Origin of the sequence: Enterobacter cloacae complex sp. 277I4, assembly GCF_050031465.1 — a bacterium.
GTDB lineage: Bacteria > Pseudomonadota > Gammaproteobacteria > Enterobacterales > Enterobacteriaceae > Enterobacter > Enterobacter cloacae.
Genome location: NZ_JBLGWC010000001.1, coordinates 1 through 15,837 on the forward strand (window position 1 = coordinate 1; position 15,837 = coordinate 15,837).

Consider the following 15,837-nt stretch of genomic DNA (forward strand, 5'->3'; position numbering starts at 1 on the left):
GTGTCACTTTCGCTTTGGCAGCAGTGTCTTGCCCGATTGCAGGATGAGTTACCAGCCACAGAATTCAGTATGTGGATCCGCCCGTTGCAGGCGGAACTGAGCGATAACACGCTGGCTTTGTATGCGCCAAACCGTTTTGTGCTCGATTGGGTAAGGGACAAGTACCTTAATAACATCAACGGACTGCTGAATGATTTCTGCGGGTCAGATGCCCCGCAGCTGCGCTTTGAAGTGGGCACAAAGCCGGTCACCCAGACGGTGCGCGAAACCGTAAACGTGGCAGCGCCTGCTCAGGCGGCACCCGCTCCGGCTCCTCGCGTTGCTCCTGCTGCACGTCCGGGTTGGGATAATGTGCCTGCCCCGGCAGAACCGACCTACCGCTCTAACGTTAACGTCAAACACACCTTCGATAACTTCGTGGAAGGTAAATCGAACCAGCTGGCACGCGCGGCGGCTCGCCAGGTGGCAGACAACCCCGGTGGAGCCTATAACCCGCTGTTCCTCTATGGCGGCACGGGTCTGGGTAAAACGCACCTTCTGCACGCGGTGGGTAACGGCATTATGGCGCGCAAGCCAAATGCGAAAGTGGTGTATATGCACTCCGAGCGCTTCGTTCAGGACATGGTAAAGGCCCTGCAAAACAATGCGATCGAAGAGTTTAAACGCTATTATCGTTCTGTTGATGCGCTGCTGATCGATGACATTCAGTTCTTTGCGAATAAAGAACGATCGCAGGAGGAGTTTTTCCACACCTTCAATGCGCTGCTGGAAGGTAACCAGCAGATCATTTTGACCTCGGATCGTTATCCAAAAGAGATCAACGGTGTGGAAGATCGTCTGAAATCCCGCTTCGGCTGGGGCCTGACCGTGGCGATCGAGCCGCCGGAACTGGAAACCCGCGTCGCGATCCTGATGAAAAAAGCCGATGAGAACGACATTCGCCTGCCGGGTGAAGTGGCGTTCTTTATTGCCAAGCGTCTGCGTTCCAACGTTCGTGAGCTGGAAGGGGCGCTGAACCGCGTCATCGCCAATGCCAACTTTACCGGCCGCGCGATCACTATCGATTTTGTGCGTGAAGCGCTGCGCGATCTGCTGGCACTGCAGGAAAAACTGGTCACTATCGACAACATTCAGAAGACGGTGGCCGAGTACTACAAAATCAAAGTGGCAGATTTACTGTCTAAACGTCGTTCCCGCTCGGTGGCGCGCCCGCGTCAGATGGCGATGGCGCTGGCAAAGGAGTTAACCAACCACAGTCTGCCGGAGATCGGCGATGCGTTTGGTGGCCGTGACCATACGACCGTGCTGCACGCTTGTCGCAAGATTGAGCAGTTACGCGAAGAAAGCCACGACATAAAAGAAGATTTTTCCAATTTAATCAGAACATTATCATCGTGACGCTATGAAATTTACCGTTGAACGTGAACATTTATTAAAACCGCTGCAACAGGTGAGTGGCCCATTAGGTGGCCGCCCAACGCTGCCTATTCTTGGAAACCTGCTGCTTCAGGTCGCGGACGGTACGCTGTCGCTGACCGGCACAGACCTGGAAATGGAAATGATCGCGCGCGTTACGCTGACTCAGCCGCATGACGCAGGCGCGACCACGGTTCCGGCACGTAAATTCTTTGATATCTGCCGCGGGCTGCCGGAAGGCGCAGAGATCGCGGTGCAGCTGGAAGGCGACCGCATGCTGGTGCGTTCTGGCCGCAGCCGTTTCTCCCTCTCCACGCTGCCTGCTGCGGAATTCCCGAACCTGGACGACTGGCAAAGTGAAGTCGAATTCACCCTGCCGCAGGCGACGATGAAGCGTCTGATTGAAGCCACGCAGTTCTCTATGGCGCACCAGGATGTTCGTTACTATTTAAACGGCATGCTGTTCGAAACCGAAGGGGAAGAGCTGCGTACTGTGGCCACCGACGGCCACCGTCTGGCGGTCTGTTCCATGCCAATTGGCGACTCACTACCAAACCATTCGGTGATCGTGCCGCGTAAAGGCGTAATTGAGCTGATGCGTATGCTCGACGGTGGCGACACGCCGCTGCGCGTGCAGATTGGCAGCAACAACATCCGCGCTCACGTGGGCGATTTCGTCTTCACATCCAAGCTGGTTGACGGTCGTTTCCCGGATTATCGCCGCGTATTGCCGAAGAACCCGGACAAAACGCTGGAAGCGGGTTGCGATAGCCTCAAGCAGGCATTTGCCCGTGCGGCCATTCTCTCGAACGAGAAATTCCGCGGTGTGCGCCTGTACGTAAGTGAAAACCAGATCAAAATCACCGCCAACAACCCGGAGCAGGAAGAGGCAGAAGAGATTCTGGACGTCACCTACGCCGGGGCGGAGATGGAAATCGGGTTTAACGTCAGCTACGTGCTGGACGTGCTGAATGCACTGAAATGCGAGAACGTTCGCATTCTGCTGACTGACTCCGTATCGAGCGTACAGATTGAAGATGCCGCATCACAGTCGGCTGCGTATGTTGTTATGCCAATGAGACTGTAATGTCGCTCACTCGTCTGTTGATCCGCGACTTTCGCAATATCGAAAGCGCGGATCTCGCTTTATCCCCTGGCTTTAACTTCCTGGTTGGCGCGAACGGCAGCGGCAAAACCAGCGTGCTTGAAGCCATCTATACGCTCGGCCATGGCCGGGCGTTTCGCAGTTTGCAGATTGGTCGCGTGATTCGCCACGAACAGGAATCCTTTGTCCTGCACGGGCGTTTGCAGGGTGAGGAGCGGGAAACCGCCATTGGCCTGACCAAAGACAAGCAGGGCGACAGCAAGGTGCGCATCGACGGTACCGACGGCCACAAAGTGGCGGAGCTGGCGCTGCTGATGCCGATGCAGCTGATCACGCCGGAGGGGTTTACTTTACTCAACGGCGGCCCCAAATACAGAAGAGCGTTCCTCGACTGGGGATGCTTTCACAACGAAGCCGGTTTCTTTAACGCCTGGAGCAACCTGAAGCGTCTGCTTAAGCAGCGTAACGCCGCATTGCGCCAGGTCACGCGCTACGCCCAGCTGCGCCCGTGGGACATGGAATTAATTCCTCTTGCGGAACAAATCAGCCGCTGGCGTGCCGAATACAGCGCAGGCATCGCCGAAGATATGGCCGACACCTGCAAACAGTTTTTACCTGAATTTTCTCTCACCTTCTCCTTCCAGCGCGGCTGGGAAAAAGAGACGGATTATGCCGAGGTGCTGGAGAGAAACTTCGAGCGCGACCGTATGTTGACCTACACCGCGCACGGCCCGCACAAGGCGGATTTCCGCATTCGTGCTGACGGTGCGCCGGTAGAAGACACCCTGTCGCGCGGGCAGCTCAAGCTCCTGATGTGCGCGCTGCGCCTGGCGCAGGGGGAGTTCCTCACCCGCGAAAGCGGGCGACGCTGCCTGTACCTGATAGATGATTTTGCCTCGGAACTTGACGACGCGCGGCGCGGGCTGCTTGCCAGCCGCCTGAAAGCCACGCAGTCGCAGGTTTTCGTCAGCGCCATTAGCGCTGAACACGTTATGGACATGTCGGACGAAAATTCGAAGATGTTTACCGTGGAAAAGGGTAAAATAACGGATTAACCCAAGTTGAAATGAGCGAGAAACGTTGATGTCGAATTCTTATGACTCCTCCAGTATCAAAGTCCTGAAAGGGCTGGATGCGGTGCGTAAGCGCCCGGGTATGTATATCGGCGATACGGATGACGGCACCGGTCTGCACCACATGGTATTCGAGGTGGTAGATAACGCTATCGACGAAGCGCTCGCGGGTCACTGTAAAGACATTATCGTCACCATCCACGCCGATAACTCCGTTTCCGTACAGGATGACGGCCGTGGTATCCCGACCGGTATCCACCCGGAAGAGGGCGTGTCTGCTGCAGAAGTGATCATGACCGTTCTGCACGCAGGCGGTAAATTTGACGATAACTCCTATAAAGTCTCCGGCGGCCTGCACGGCGTAGGTGTTTCCGTGGTAAACGCCCTGTCGCAGAAACTGGAACTGGTTATCCAGCGCGAAGGCAAAATTCACCGCCAGATCTATCAGCACGGCGTGCCTGAAGCGCCGCTGGCCGTGACCGGCGATACCGAAAAAACCGGTACCATGGTGCGTTTCTGGCCGAGCCTCGAAACCTTCACCAACGTCACCGAGTTCGAGTACGACATCCTGGCAAAACGCCTGCGTGAACTGTCGTTCCTGAACTCCGGCGTCTCAATTCGTCTGCGTGACAAACGCGACAACAAAGAAGACCACTTCCACTATGAAGGTGGTATCAAAGCGTTCGTTGAATACCTGAACAAGAACAAAACGCCAATTCACCCAAATATCTTCTATTTCTCTACGGAAAAAGACGGTATCGGCGTGGAAGTGGCTCTGCAGTGGAACGACGGTTTCCAGGAAAACATCTACTGCTTCACCAACAACATTCCACAGCGTGACGGTGGTACGCACCTTGCGGGCTTCCGTGCGGCGATGACCCGTACCCTGAACGCCTACATGGACAAAGAAGGCTACAGCAAAAAAGCGAAAGTCAGCGCCACCGGTGATGACGCCCGTGAAGGCCTGATTGCTGTTGTCTCCGTGAAAGTGCCGGATCCGAAGTTCTCCTCACAGACCAAAGACAAGCTGGTCTCCTCTGAGGTGAAATCGGCGGTTGAACAGCAGATGAACGAACTGCTGAGCGACTACCTGCAGGAAAACCCGAACGACGCGAAAATTGTTGTCGGTAAAATTATCGATGCAGCGCGTGCCCGTGAAGCGGCGCGTAAAGCCCGTGAAATGACCCGCCGTAAAGGCGCGCTGGACTTAGCGGGTCTGCCGGGCAAACTGGCTGACTGCCAGGAACGCGACCCGGCGCTGTCCGAACTGTACCTTGTGGAAGGGGACTCCGCGGGCGGTTCTGCGAAGCAGGGCCGTAACCGTAAGAACCAGGCCATCCTGCCGTTGAAAGGTAAAATCCTCAACGTTGAGAAAGCGCGTTTCGATAAAATGCTCTCTTCTCAGGAAGTGGCGACGCTGATCACCGCGCTGGGCTGCGGCATTGGTCGTGACGAATACAACCCGGACAAGCTGCGCTATCACAGCATCATCATCATGACCGATGCGGACGTCGACGGCTCGCACATCCGTACGCTGCTGTTGACCTTCTTCTACCGTCAGATGCCGGAAATCGTTGAACGCGGCCACGTCTACATTGCACAGCCGCCGCTGTACAAAGTGAAGAAAGGCAAACAGGAACAGTACATCAAAGATGACGACGCGATGGATCAGTACCAAATCGCGATCGCGCTTGATGGTGCGACCCTGCATGCGAACTCCAGCGCTCCGGCACTGGCAGGTGAGCCGCTGGAGCGTCTGGTGTCTGAGTTCAACGCCACGCAGAAAATGATTGGTCGTATGGAGCGTCGCTATCCAAAAGCGCTGCTGAAGGAGCTGATCTATCAGCCAACCCTGACTGAAGCCGATCTGAGCAACGAGCAGGCGGTGACCCGCTGGGTGAACGCTCTGGTGAGCGAGCTGAACGAGAAAGAGCAGCACGGTAGCCAGTGGAAATTCGACGTTCAGCAGAACGCGGCGCAGCAGTTTGAGCCGATTATTCGCGTGCGTACCCACGGCGTCGATACCGATTACCCGCTGGAGCACGAGTTTGTGACCGGCCCGGAATACCGTCGTATCTGCACTCTCGGCGAGAAGCTGCGTGGTCTGATTGAAGACGATGCGTTCATCGAACGTGGTGAACGTCGTCAGCCGGTGGCCAGCTTCGAACAGGCGCTGGAATGGCTGGTGAAAGAGTCCCGTCGCGGCCTCTCAATCCAGCGTTATAAAGGTCTGGGCGAAATGAACCCGGATCAGCTGTGGGAAACCACCATGGATCCGGAAAGCCGTCGCATGCTGCGCGTTACCGTTAAAGACGCGATTGCTGCCGACCAGCTGTTCACGACCCTGATGGGCGATGCGGTTGAACCTCGTCGTGCCTTCATCGAAGAGAACGCACTGAAAGCGGCGAATATCGATATTTAATCGTTGTTATACAGCACGACTCAGGCCGCGCATTTAGCGCGGCTTTTTTTTGGGCGCAGGCATATCCAGCGACAGCACTGACGGTAAACGGCTGGCAAGCGTATCGATGGCAATTCTGACTCTGAGTGGCAGATGCGGCGTCTGTTGCCAGACTGCATGAACGTCGAAGCGTACGTCCGGCGCCTGCTTTAAAAGCGGGATGAGTTTCCCCTGCTGTATTTCTCTGCGGGCCATCCAGCAGGGCAACCATGCAATGCCGTATCCTGCCAGCGCTGCGTCGCAAATCGCCTGTAAATCATCCATATTGAGGGATGAGCGGGGAGTAAAGGTGTGCGATCTCCCTTCGTTATCCATTAGCTGCCAGGGTAACACTCTGCCTGCTCGCAGATAGTTAATGGCAGTATGGTGGGGTAAATCAGCAACGGTGTCTGGCTGACCGCTTTTTTGCAGATATTCTGGCGCAGCACAGAGCACCATGCGGTGTTCTCCCAGCCTTCTGGCGACCAGAACGCTACTGTCCTGCAGCGTGCCGTTGCGCACCGCCATATCAAACCCTTCCTCTACGAGATCCACCACGCGGTCGCTGAATGACATTTCCAGTTCAAGACCGGGATGTTCCTGCGCCAGTTCTATCAGCAGTGGCGCGACGCACTGGCGACCAAACAGCACCGGCATGGCCACACGCAGGCGGCCGCTGACCTGCTGCTTCCCCGTTTCCAGCAGCGACTCCGCGCCCCTAATCTCCTCCAGCGCACGCAGGCAGCGCTCGTAAAAAAGCGCCCCGTTATCGGTCAGGCTTTGGCTGCGGGTGGTGCGGTGAAACAGACGGACTCCCAGCCGCTCTTCCAGTCGAGCGATGCTTTTTCCCACCGCGGAGCGCGACAAATGCAGGCGGATCGCGGCCTGCGCAAAACTGCCCGCCTCCACGGCGGCCACGAAAACGGGAATATCCTTCAGCGTACTGGTCATGGATTGTTTCCATTATGGCGTCAATAGTGGGAAAAGTTATCGCCACTGGCAACAAGGAGTCAACGGTAGACTGTCGATACTGAAGCTTATTTAACGGCAGGAGAAAAACAATGGCAGAGACAATGCAACGCTGGTCAATGAACGCTCTCGGACGGGAGAATCTTAAACTCACCCAGGAACCTGTTCCGAAGCCAGGTCCAGGCGAAGTGCGCGTGCGGGTGAATGCCGTTGCGCTCAACTATCGCGATAAAATGGTGATTGAAGGCATGATGCCGATCCCGCTTTCCTTCCCGTTCACACCGGCGTCTGACATGGCCGGCGTGGTGGACAGCATTGGTGAAGGCGTGACGCGTTTTCAACCCGGCGCTCGCGTCATCTCGACGTTCTTCCCGGAGTGGATCGACGGCAGGCCGCAGGCGGATGCCCGTCATTTGCCCTATAAAACGAGCGGAGGGTACTTCCCGGGGATGCTGGCTGAGTACGTGATCGTGAATGAAAACGGGCTGGTGGCCGCTCCGGAAACCCTGGATGACGTTGAGGCCAGCACATTACCTTGTGCAGGGCTAACCGCCTGGTTTGCGCTGGTGGAGCGCGGGAACTTGCGAGCCGGACAATCGGTGCTGGTACAAGGCACCGGCGGGGTGGCGATTTTCGCACTGCAAATTGCAAAAGCACTCGGTGCAGAGGTTTACGTGACCTCGGGGAGTGATGAAAAGCTGGCGCGGGCCAAAAAACTGGGAGCCGATCGGGGTATCAACCGGCTGAAAGGCGACTGGGCTGAAGCGCTTTTAACGCTGACTCAGGATCGCGGCATTGACCACATTATTGAAACCGTGGGGGGAGAAAACTTGCAGCACTCCCTGCGTGCCGTTGCCGTTCATGGACGCATCTCGGTGATTGGCGTGCTGGCCGGGAGCGAGATTACGCTATCAGCGGGTGAGTTGTTGCTGAAATCCCCGGTTATTCAGGGGATTGGTGTCGGGCATCGCCGTGCGCTGGAAGAGTTTGTCCGCGCCGTGGAGGTGACAGGGCTGAAACCGGTCATTGAGCAGCGCTACCGTTTTGACCAGCTGGAGCAGGCGCTGGAACACCTCGATCGCGGCGCGTTTGGTAAAATCGTCCTCACCCGCGAGTGAGTCAACGTTCCCCGGGATTGCGGAAAAAGGGGTTTTCTGTTGCGCAATGTAGCTCTATTTTTGTGTGCTTAATCGCGTTAGCATGAGGTAGCACTCATTTATCCCGGGGACCTCATGGCTATCAAACTCATTGCAATCGATATGGACGGCACGTTGCTGCTGCCAGACCACACTATCTCTCCAGCCGTTAAAAACGCAATCGCCGCGGCGCGCGCAAAGGGCGTGAATGTGGTACTGACCACCGGGCGTCCGTATGCGGGCGTGCACAGCTACCTCAAAGAGCTACACATGAATCAGCCGGGCGATTACTGCATCACCTATAACGGCGCGCTGGTGCAGAAAGCGGCGGACGGCAGCACGGTTGCGCAAACCGCGCTGAATTACGATGACTATCTGTTCCTGGAAAAACTGTCCCGTGAAGTCGGGTCTCACTTCCACGCGCTCGATCGTACAACGCTCTACACCGCTAACCGCGACATCAGCTATTACACCGTGCACGAATCATATGTCGCCACCATTCCGCTGGTGTTCTGTGAAGCAGAAAAAATGGATCCGAACACTCAGTTCCTGAAAGTGATGATGATCGATGAGCCTGAGGTCCTCGATAAAGCCATTGCGCGCATCCCGGCGGAGGTCAAAGAGAAATACACCGTGCTGAAAAGCGCGCCGTACTTCCTCGAAATCCTCGATAAACGCGTCAATAAGGGCACCGGCGTGAAGTCGCTTGCCGACGCGCTGGGCATTAAGCCTGAAGAGATCATGGCCCTGGGCGATCAGGAAAACGACATCGCAATGATTGAATACGCGGGTATGGGCGTGGCGATGGAAAACGCCATCCCGTCAGTGAAAGAAGTGGCGAACTTCGTCACCAAATCTAACCTGGAAGACGGCGTGGCTTACGCGATTGAGAAATTTGTCCTCTCCTAACAGTCGCCCTTAATCATCAGCCTCGGTTATCAACCGGGGCTTTTTTTGGCCCTGAGTTTATTGAATTGTTCTTTTTGTGATCTGGATTGTAGTACAACATTAATTGATTGTACTACATTGTCACCACAGCAAAGGCGAAAGGCCTCACGTTTGTACTGCAAAAGTGAGGCGAAATTCAGCGGTCGCGGTAAAGTAGTGATGGACTTACAGAGCACAAGGACTCTCCATGACTCTCAATAAAACCGATCGCATTGTCATCACGCTGGGTACACAGATTGTGGGTGGCAAATATGTTCCCGGCTCGCCGCTGCCGGCAGAGGCAGAACTGTGTGAGGAGTTTGAAACCTCCCGCAACATCATCCGGGAAGTGTTCCGTTCGCTGATGGCGAAGCGGCTGATTGAAATGAAACGCTATCGCGGCGCGTTTGTTGCCCCGCGCAACCAGTGGAACTACCTCGATACCGATGTTCTGCAGTGGGTACTGGAAAACGATTACGACCCGCGGCTGATTGGCGCCATGAGCGAGGTACGAAACCTGGTAGAACCGGCTATCGCCCGCTGGGCGGCAGAGCGCGCCACCTCAGGTGACCTGGCGCAGATTGAGTCGGCGCTGAACGACATGATCGCCAATAACCAGAACCGTGAGGCATTTAACGAGGCGGATATTCGCTACCACGAGGCGGTACTGCAGTCGGTGCATAACCCGGTCTTACAGCAGCTTAGCGTGGCGATCAGCTCGCTACAGCGAGCAGTATTTGAACGTACCTGGATGGGTGATGAGGCCAATATGCCAAAAACGCTCCAGGAACATAAAGCGCTGTTCGATGCGATACGGCATCAGGACGGCGATGCGGCAGAGCAGGCGGCGCTCACCATGATTGCCAGCTCAACACGAAGGCTGAAGGAAATCACATGACATCACGCTACATCGCAATTGACTGGGGATCGACCAATCTGCGCGCCTGGCTGTACCAGGGCGAGCAGTGCCTGGAGAGCAGGCAATCAGAAGCAGGCGTGACGCGTCTGAACGGAAAATCCCCCGAGGCGGTGTTAGCAGAGGTCACACAAAACTGGCGCGACAGCGCCACGCCCGTGGTGATGGCGGGGATGGTGGGCAGCAACGTGGGCTGGAAAATCGCGCCTTATCTGCCTGTTCCTGTCTCTTTCTCCGCCATTGGCAAGCAGTTAACGTCCGTTGGCGACAATATCTTGATTGTTCCCGGTTTGTGCGTCTCGCGCGACGATAACCATAACGTGATGCGCGGTGAAGAGACACAGCTGCTCGGTGCGCGCACGCTTTCTCCTTCTTCTGTCTACGTCATGCCCGGCACGCACTGCAAGTGGGTCCAGTCAGATGCAGAGCATATCCACGATTTTCGCACCGTAATGACCGGCGAATTGCACCATTTGCTGCTTAATCATTCGCTGTTGGGGGCCGGTTTACCGGAGCAGGTTCCGTCGCCGGAGGCGTTTGCTGCTGGCCTTGCTCGTGGGATCGCTTTTCCTGATGTTTTGCCGCAACTTTTTGAGGTTCGCGCCTCGCACGTGCTGGGAAATCTCCCGCGCGAGCAGGTCAGCGAGTTTCTTTCTGGCCTGCTGATTGGCGCAGAAGTCGCCAGCATGCGTGAGTTCGTCGGGTGCGAGCAGGCTGTCACGATTGTCGCTGGTGCAGCGCTGACGTCGCGCTACGAGCAGGCGTTTCGCGCGATTGGCCGTGAAGTATCAACGGTATCCGGCGACACGGCATTTCAGGCAGGAATAAGGAGCATCGCTCATGCAGTGGCAAACTAGTCTTCCCCTTATCGCAATCTTGCGCGGCATTACCCCCGACGAGGCGCTGGCGCACGTCGGTGCCGTGATCGACGCCGGATTCGACGCGGTGGAAATCCCGCTCAACTCCCCCGAATGGGAAAAAAGTATTCCGACAGTGGTAGAGGCCTTTGGTGATAAAGCGCTGATTGGCGCAGGAACCGTCTTGCAGCCGGAGCAGGTGGAGAGGCTGGCAAAGATGGGCTGCAAGCTCATCGTCACCCCCAACATCAACCCCGAGGTGATCCGCCGCGCGGTGAGCCATGGAATGACCGTGTGTCCAGGATGCGCGACGGCAACCGAAGCCTTTACCGCCCTCGAGGCGGGTGCGCAGTCGCTCAAAATTTTCCCCTCTTCGGCCTTTGGTCCTGACTATATCAAAGCACTGAAAGCGGTCTTGCCCGCCAGCGTGCCGGTCTTTGCCGTGGGCGGCGTGACGCCAGAAAACCTGGCGCAGTGGATTAACGCCGGTTGTGTGGGCGCGGGGCTGGGCAGCGATCTCTATCGCGCCGGACAGTCCGTTGAGCGTACCGCGCAGCAGGCGGCAGCATTTGTGAAAGCGTATCGAGAGGCAGTGCAATGAAAATAACCAAACTCACCACGTACCGTTTACCCCCGCGCTGGATGTTCCTGAAAATCGAAACCGATGAAGGCGTGGTTGGCTGGGGTGAACCGGTGATAGAAGGGCGCGCACGCACCGTGGAGGCCGCGGTGCATGAACTGGGGGAATACCTGATTGGTCAGGATCCGGCACGCATTAACGACCTGTGGCAGGTGATGTACCGGGCGGGCTTTTATCGCGGTGGCCCAATCCTGATGAGCGCCATCGCCGGTATTGACCAGGCGCTGTGGGATATCAAAGGCAAAGTGCTGAATGCCCCGGTCTGGCAGCTGATGGGAGGCCTGGTACGCGACAAAATCAAAGCCTACAGCTGGGTGGGTGGCGACCGCCCTGCGGAAGTGATCGACGGCATTACGCAGCTGCGCAATATCGGCTTCGATACTTTTAAGCTTAACGGCTGTGAAGAGATGGGCGTGATTGACAACTCGCGCGCGGTGGACCGGGCGGTGAATACCGTGGCGCAAATCCGTGAAGCTTTCGGTAACGAGATTGAGTTTGGTCTGGACTTCCACGGACGCGTCAGTGCGCCAATGGCCAAAGTGCTGATTAAAGAGCTGGAGCCCTATCGTCCGCTGTTTATTGAAGAGCCCGTCCTGGCCGAGCAGGCGGAATACTATCCAAAACTGGCTGAACAGACCCATATTCCTATCGCCGCAGGTGAGCGTATGTTCTCGCGCTTCGAGTTCAAACGTGTGCTGGAGGCGGGCGGTATTGCGATCCTGCAACCGGATCTCTCCCATGCGGGCGGTATCACCGAATGCTACAAAATTGCCGGGATGGCAGAAGCCTACGATGTGGCGCTGGCACCGCACTGTCCGCTGGGGCCCGTCGCGCTGGCGGCCTGCCTGCACGTGGATTTTGTCTCCCGCAATGCCGTGTTCCAGGAACAGAGCATGGGTATTCACTATAACAAGGGCGCGGAATTGCTCGACTTTGTGAAAAACAAAGAAGACTTCAGCATGGAAGGCGGTTTCTTCAAACCATTAATGAAGCCGGGCCTTGGCGTAGACATTGACGAAGCCAAAGTCATTGAGCTCAGTAAAAATGCGCCGGACTGGCGTAACCCGCTGTGGCGTCATGAAGATGGCTCCGTAGCCGAGTGGTAAATCGCCGGATGGCGCTACGCTTATCCGGCCTACTCTCTCGTAGGCCCGGTAAGCGAAGCGACACCGGGCAATAAAAACGTACATACAAAAATATAACCCTCTGTAAATTACAGGGCATGGTGAGCGGCTTCGCTATGCCCAAAATCTGGAGACAGATTGCGATGGATATTCCAGTTACTGCTACAAAGACCGGGCGTCGCCGCTACCTGACGCTAATCATGATCTTTATTACCGTGGTCATTTGCTATGTTGACCGCGCCAACCTTGCCGTGGCCTCGGCCCATATTCAGGAAGAGTTTGGGATCACCAAGGCGGAAATGGGCTACGTCTTCTCGGCGTTTGCCTGGCTCTATACGCTCTGCCAGATCCCCGGCGGCTGGTTCCTCGACCGCGTGGGGTCGCGTCTGACCTACTTCATCGCCATTTTAGGCTGGTCCGTGGCGACCCTGTTCCAGGGCTTCGCGACCGGGCTGATGTCACTGATTGGCCTGCGTGCTATCACCGGCGTTTTCGAGGCACCCGCGTTCCCCACCAACAACCGTATGGTCACCAGTTGGTTCCCGGAGCATGAACGTGCCTCTGCGGTGGGCTTTTACACCTCCGGGCAGTTTGTCGGCCTGGCGTTCCTGACCCCGCTGTTAATCTGGATCCAGGAGCTGCTAAGCTGGCACTGGGTGTTTATCGTCACCGGTGGGATCGGCATTATCTGGTCCCTGATCTGGTTCAAGGTCTATCAACCGCCGCGTCTGACAAAAAATATCACCAAAGCGGAACTGGACTACATCCGCGACGGTGGCGGCCTGGTAGACGGCGATGCGCCAGTGAAAAAAGAGGCGCGTCAACCGCTGACCCGCGCGGACTGGAAGCTGGTCTTCCATCGTAAGCTGGTGGGGGTTTATCTCGGTCAGTTTGCGGTTACGTCGACGCTGTGGTTCTTCCTGACCTGGTTCCCGAATTACCTCACCCAGGAAAAGGGGATTACCGCGCTGAAAGCGGGCTTTATGACCACCGTACCGTTCCTTGCCGCATTCTTTGGCGTGCTGCTCTCGGGCTGGCTGGCGGATAAGCTGGTCAAAAAAGGCGTCTCATTAGGTGTTGCGCGTAAAACGCCGATTATCTGCGGGCTGCTGATCTCAACCTGTATCATGGGCGCCAACTACACCAACGATCCGGTGTGGATTATGACCCTGATGGCGCTCGCGTTCTTCGGCAACGGTTTTGCCTCTATCACCTGGTCGCTGGTGTCGTCTCTGGCGCCGATGCGTCTGATTGGCCTGACCGGTGGTGTGTTCAACTTCGTCGGTGGACTCGGCGGGATCACTGTGCCGCTGGTCATCGGCTACCTGGCGCAGGACTACGGCTTTGGCCCGGCCCTGGTCTACATCTCTGCCGTGGCGTTGATTGGCGCGCTCTCCTACATCCTGCTGGTCGGCGACGTGAAACGAGTAGGCTAATCCCTGCGGATGTTTTACCCTGATGCGATAACTGCGCATCAGGGTATCCCATGAAACAAATCACCTTTGCTTCCCGCAACCACCAGCTCACCAATACCAATACCTGGACACCGGACAGCCAGTGGCTGGTCTACGATGTGCGCCCGTCCGGGGCATCGTTCACCGGCGAAACCATAGAGCGGGTAAACGTCGGTACGGGCGAGGTTGAGGTGATTTATCGTGCCACGCACGGCGCGCATGTCGGGGTGGTGACCGTTCATCCTGCACAAGACAAATACGTCTTTATCCACGGCCCGAAAAACCCGGATGCAGACTGGCAATACGATTTTCACCATCGCCAGGGCGTGATTGTCCATAACGGCCAGGCGAGCAACCTCGATGCCATGGATATCACCGCGCCCTATACCGCAGGCGCACTCCGTGGCGGTAGCCATGTACACGTCTTTAGCCCGAACGGGCAGTTCGTCAGCTTCACCTATAACGACCATGTGTTGCATGAGCGCGATCCAAAGCTCGATTTACGTAACGTTGGCGTCGCCGCACCCTTTGGCCCGGTCATCCCGCAGGGCAACCATCCTCATGAATATCCGGGCACCTTCTGGAGCGTGCTGGTAAGCCGCACGACGCCGAACCCACAGCCGGGCAGCGATGAGATCAACCGCGCCTATGAAGAGGGCTGGGTGGGCAACGGCAGGCTGGCGTTTATTGGCGATACCCTGTCTGTGAAAGGCGAAAAAGTGCCTGAACTGTTTATTGTCGATCTGCCCAAAGACGAGCAGGGCTGGAAACAGGCAGGCGATGCGCCATTGCAGGGCACGCCAGAGACGATGCCAGCACCGCCTGCTGGCGTGCTGCAGCGCCGTCTGACCTTTACCCATCAAAAGGTGTATCCGGGGCTGGTGAACGTGCCGCGCCACTGGGTGCGCAGCAACCCGCAGGGTACGCAGATTGCTTTTCTGATGCGTGATGATAACGGCATTGTCCAGCTGTGGCTGGTCTCACCGGAGGGGGGCGAGCCGCGTCAGTTAACGCATACCGAAAGCGGTATCCAGTCGGCATTCAACTGGCATCCTTCGGGCGACAGTCTGGGATTTGTGCTGGAAAATCGTATCGCCTGCTGCGATGCGCAGACCGGAGAGGTCACGTTTTTGACGTCCGATCACGGCAATCCGCCGTCTGCCGATGCGGTCGTCTTTTCCCCGGACGGGCGCGCTATTGCATGGATGGAGGAGAAAGAGGGTTTCCGCCAGCTGTGGCTAACGGAAACCGTACAGGATTAGCGTCGCGGCATCTCGGCGGGCGGGATAACGGCGTTGGTTGCCAGATTTTGCTGCTCGCTTTTCTCAACGCGCGAGCGTACGGAGCTGTCCGTGCGGAACATATCCCAGGGCAGCAAAAGCGTATCGGCCACTGCCGTGAACGGCATATCGAGGATCACCAGGGATTTGGTGCCCCAGTTCGTGTCATCATCGGAGATCATCGCCGCGCTGGCGCGCGTCCCCGGATATGTTCCTTCTTTACCGCCGGTGTGAGACATCACGCTCGAACACCCGCAAAGTAAAACCACCCCGCTGAACGTCGTCAGCTTAATCAGAACATTTTTCATCATCACTCAGTCATCGTTAATGGCACTGCATAGACCTGCAACTCTGGGTTATAGCGAGCCTTGTTGAAAATGAATAGCCCAATAACCCCGCACTGTGGCAGCCATCGCAATTTAACCCTTTGTGCTGTTGTCCCAGTCTAAGCGAGAAGCTCAAAAGTGCAAAAAAAAGTGCGAACGTCGCGGTTGAAAACA

Annotated in this window: 14 protein-coding genes; 12 read left to right on the plus strand and 2 right to left on the minus strand. The window is 56.6% G+C overall.

What is annotated here, in order from left to right; all coding sequences use genetic code 11:
* From dnaA to gyrB, 4 genes are all read left to right on the plus strand, one after another.
* On the plus strand, positions 1–1,398 hold a 1,398-nt coding region (dnaA, locus tag ACQG19_RS00005; protein WP_235172482.1), incomplete at its 5' end, for a chromosomal replication initiator protein DnaA.
* Positions 1,399–1,402: 4 nt separating this feature from the next.
* Complete coding sequence (dnaN, locus tag ACQG19_RS00010) at positions 1,403–2,503, plus strand: DNA polymerase III subunit beta (RefSeq protein WP_246932851.1); 1,101 nt, start codon at positions 1,403–1,405, stop codon at positions 2,501–2,503.
* On the plus strand, positions 2,503–3,576 hold the full coding sequence (gene recF / locus ACQG19_RS00015; protein WP_013094779.1) for a DNA replication/repair protein RecF: 1,074 nt from the start codon (positions 2,503–2,505) through the stop codon (positions 3,574–3,576). Before dnaN ends, recF begins: the two co-directional genes overlap by 1 nt.
* A gap of 28 nt (positions 3,577–3,604) precedes the next feature.
* The gene (gene gyrB / locus ACQG19_RS00020) at positions 3,605–6,016 is read left to right on the plus strand and encodes a DNA topoisomerase (ATP-hydrolyzing) subunit B (RefSeq protein ID WP_013094780.1); all 2,412 of its coding nucleotides are present in this window, start codon (positions 3,605–3,607) and stop codon (positions 6,014–6,016) included.
* Between the two features lie 33 nt (positions 6,017–6,049).
* On the opposite strand, the gene ACQG19_RS00025 is transcribed toward gyrB, so the two are convergent.
* Positions 6,050–6,985 (minus strand): LysR family transcriptional regulator, encoded by a 936-nt coding sequence (locus ACQG19_RS00025; RefSeq protein WP_029883595.1) that lies wholly within the window; start codon positions 6,983–6,985, stop codon positions 6,050–6,052.
* 110 nt (positions 6,986–7,095) lie between these two features.
* Here ACQG19_RS00025 and ACQG19_RS00030 point away from each other — a divergent pair, with 110 nt between their 5' ends.
* From ACQG19_RS00030 to ACQG19_RS00065, 8 genes are all read left to right on the plus strand, one after another.
* Positions 7,096–8,121, plus strand: coding sequence for a zinc-dependent alcohol dehydrogenase family protein (locus ACQG19_RS00030; RefSeq protein ID WP_013094782.1), 1,026 nt, complete (start codon positions 7,096–7,098; stop codon positions 8,119–8,121).
* Between the two features lie 114 nt (positions 8,122–8,235).
* Positions 8,236–9,048 (plus strand): sugar-phosphatase, encoded by an 813-nt coding sequence (gene yidA, locus ACQG19_RS00035; RefSeq protein WP_013094783.1) that lies wholly within the window; start codon positions 8,236–8,238, stop codon positions 9,046–9,048.
* Positions 9,049–9,274: 226 nt separating this feature from the next.
* The gene (gene dgoR / locus ACQG19_RS00040) at positions 9,275–9,964 is read left to right on the plus strand and encodes a D-galactonate utilization transcriptional regulator DgoR (RefSeq protein ID WP_003861109.1); all 690 of its coding nucleotides are present in this window, start codon (positions 9,275–9,277) and stop codon (positions 9,962–9,964) included.
* Complete coding sequence (locus ACQG19_RS00045; protein WP_222168993.1) at positions 9,961–10,839, plus strand: 2-dehydro-3-deoxygalactonokinase; 879 nt, start codon at positions 9,961–9,963, stop codon at positions 10,837–10,839. The genes dgoR and ACQG19_RS00045 overlap by 4 nt, the downstream gene beginning before the upstream one ends.
* On the plus strand, positions 10,823–11,440 hold the full coding sequence (locus ACQG19_RS00050) for a 2-dehydro-3-deoxy-6-phosphogalactonate aldolase (protein ID WP_013094785.1): 618 nt from the start codon (positions 10,823–10,825) through the stop codon (positions 11,438–11,440). Before ACQG19_RS00045 ends, ACQG19_RS00050 begins: the two co-directional genes overlap by 17 nt.
* Positions 11,437–12,585, plus strand: a complete 1,149-nt coding sequence (dgoD, locus tag ACQG19_RS00055; RefSeq protein ID WP_013094786.1) for a galactonate dehydratase — start codon at positions 11,437–11,439, stop codon at positions 12,583–12,585. Before ACQG19_RS00050 ends, dgoD begins: the two co-directional genes overlap by 4 nt.
* A gap of 116 nt (positions 12,586–12,701) precedes the next feature.
* Complete coding sequence (locus ACQG19_RS00060; RefSeq protein ID WP_161496901.1) at positions 12,702–14,039, plus strand: MFS transporter; 1,338 nt, start codon at positions 12,702–12,704, stop codon at positions 14,037–14,039.
* Between the two features lie 50 nt (positions 14,040–14,089).
* Positions 14,090–15,319: a DUF3748 domain-containing protein gene (locus tag ACQG19_RS00065; RefSeq protein WP_129253041.1), complete on the plus strand. Its 1,230-nt coding sequence runs from the start codon at positions 14,090–14,092 to the stop codon at positions 15,317–15,319.
* Here the strand turns inward: ACQG19_RS00065 and ACQG19_RS00070 are convergent.
* Positions 15,316–15,648 (minus strand): YceK/YidQ family lipoprotein, encoded by a 333-nt coding sequence (locus ACQG19_RS00070; protein ID WP_029883588.1) that lies wholly within the window; start codon positions 15,646–15,648, stop codon positions 15,316–15,318. The genes ACQG19_RS00065 and ACQG19_RS00070 overlap by 4 nt on opposite strands.
* Between the last annotated feature and the right edge of the window lie 189 nt (positions 15,649–15,837).

What these genes read in the sequence shown, in the direction of transcription:
- dnaN (WP_246932851.1), top strand. Translation starts at nt 1,403, where the DNA reads ATGAAATTTACCGTTGAACGTGAACATTTATTAAAACCGCTGCAACAG.
- recF (WP_013094779.1), top strand. Translation starts at nt 2,503, where the DNA reads ATGTCGCTCACTCGTCTGTTGATCCGCGACTTTCGCAATATCGAAAGC.
- gyrB (WP_013094780.1), top strand. Translation starts at nt 3,605, where the DNA reads ATGTCGAATTCTTATGACTCCTCCAGTATCAAAGTCCTGAAAGGGCTG.
- ACQG19_RS00025 (WP_029883595.1), bottom strand. Translation starts at nt 6,985, where the DNA reads ATGACCAGTACGCTGAAGGATATTCCCGTTTTCGTGGCCGCCGTGGAG.
- ACQG19_RS00030 (WP_013094782.1), top strand. Translation starts at nt 7,096, where the DNA reads ATGGCAGAGACAATGCAACGCTGGTCAATGAACGCTCTCGGACGGGAG.
- yidA (WP_013094783.1), top strand. Translation starts at nt 8,236, where the DNA reads ATGGCTATCAAACTCATTGCAATCGATATGGACGGCACGTTGCTGCTG.
- dgoR (WP_003861109.1), top strand. Translation starts at nt 9,275, where the DNA reads ATGACTCTCAATAAAACCGATCGCATTGTCATCACGCTGGGTACACAG.
- ACQG19_RS00045 (WP_222168993.1), top strand. Translation starts at nt 9,961, where the DNA reads ATGACATCACGCTACATCGCAATTGACTGGGGATCGACCAATCTGCGC.
- ACQG19_RS00050 (WP_013094785.1), top strand. Translation starts at nt 10,823, where the DNA reads ATGCAGTGGCAAACTAGTCTTCCCCTTATCGCAATCTTGCGCGGCATT.
- dgoD (WP_013094786.1), top strand. Translation starts at nt 11,437, where the DNA reads ATGAAAATAACCAAACTCACCACGTACCGTTTACCCCCGCGCTGGATG.
- ACQG19_RS00060 (WP_161496901.1), top strand. Translation starts at nt 12,702, where the DNA reads ATGGTGAGCGGCTTCGCTATGCCCAAAATCTGGAGACAGATTGCGATG.
- ACQG19_RS00065 (WP_129253041.1), top strand. Translation starts at nt 14,090, where the DNA reads ATGAAACAAATCACCTTTGCTTCCCGCAACCACCAGCTCACCAATACC.
- ACQG19_RS00070 (WP_029883588.1), bottom strand. Translation starts at nt 15,648, where the DNA reads ATGATGAAAAATGTTCTGATTAAGCTGACGACGTTCAGCGGGGTGGTT.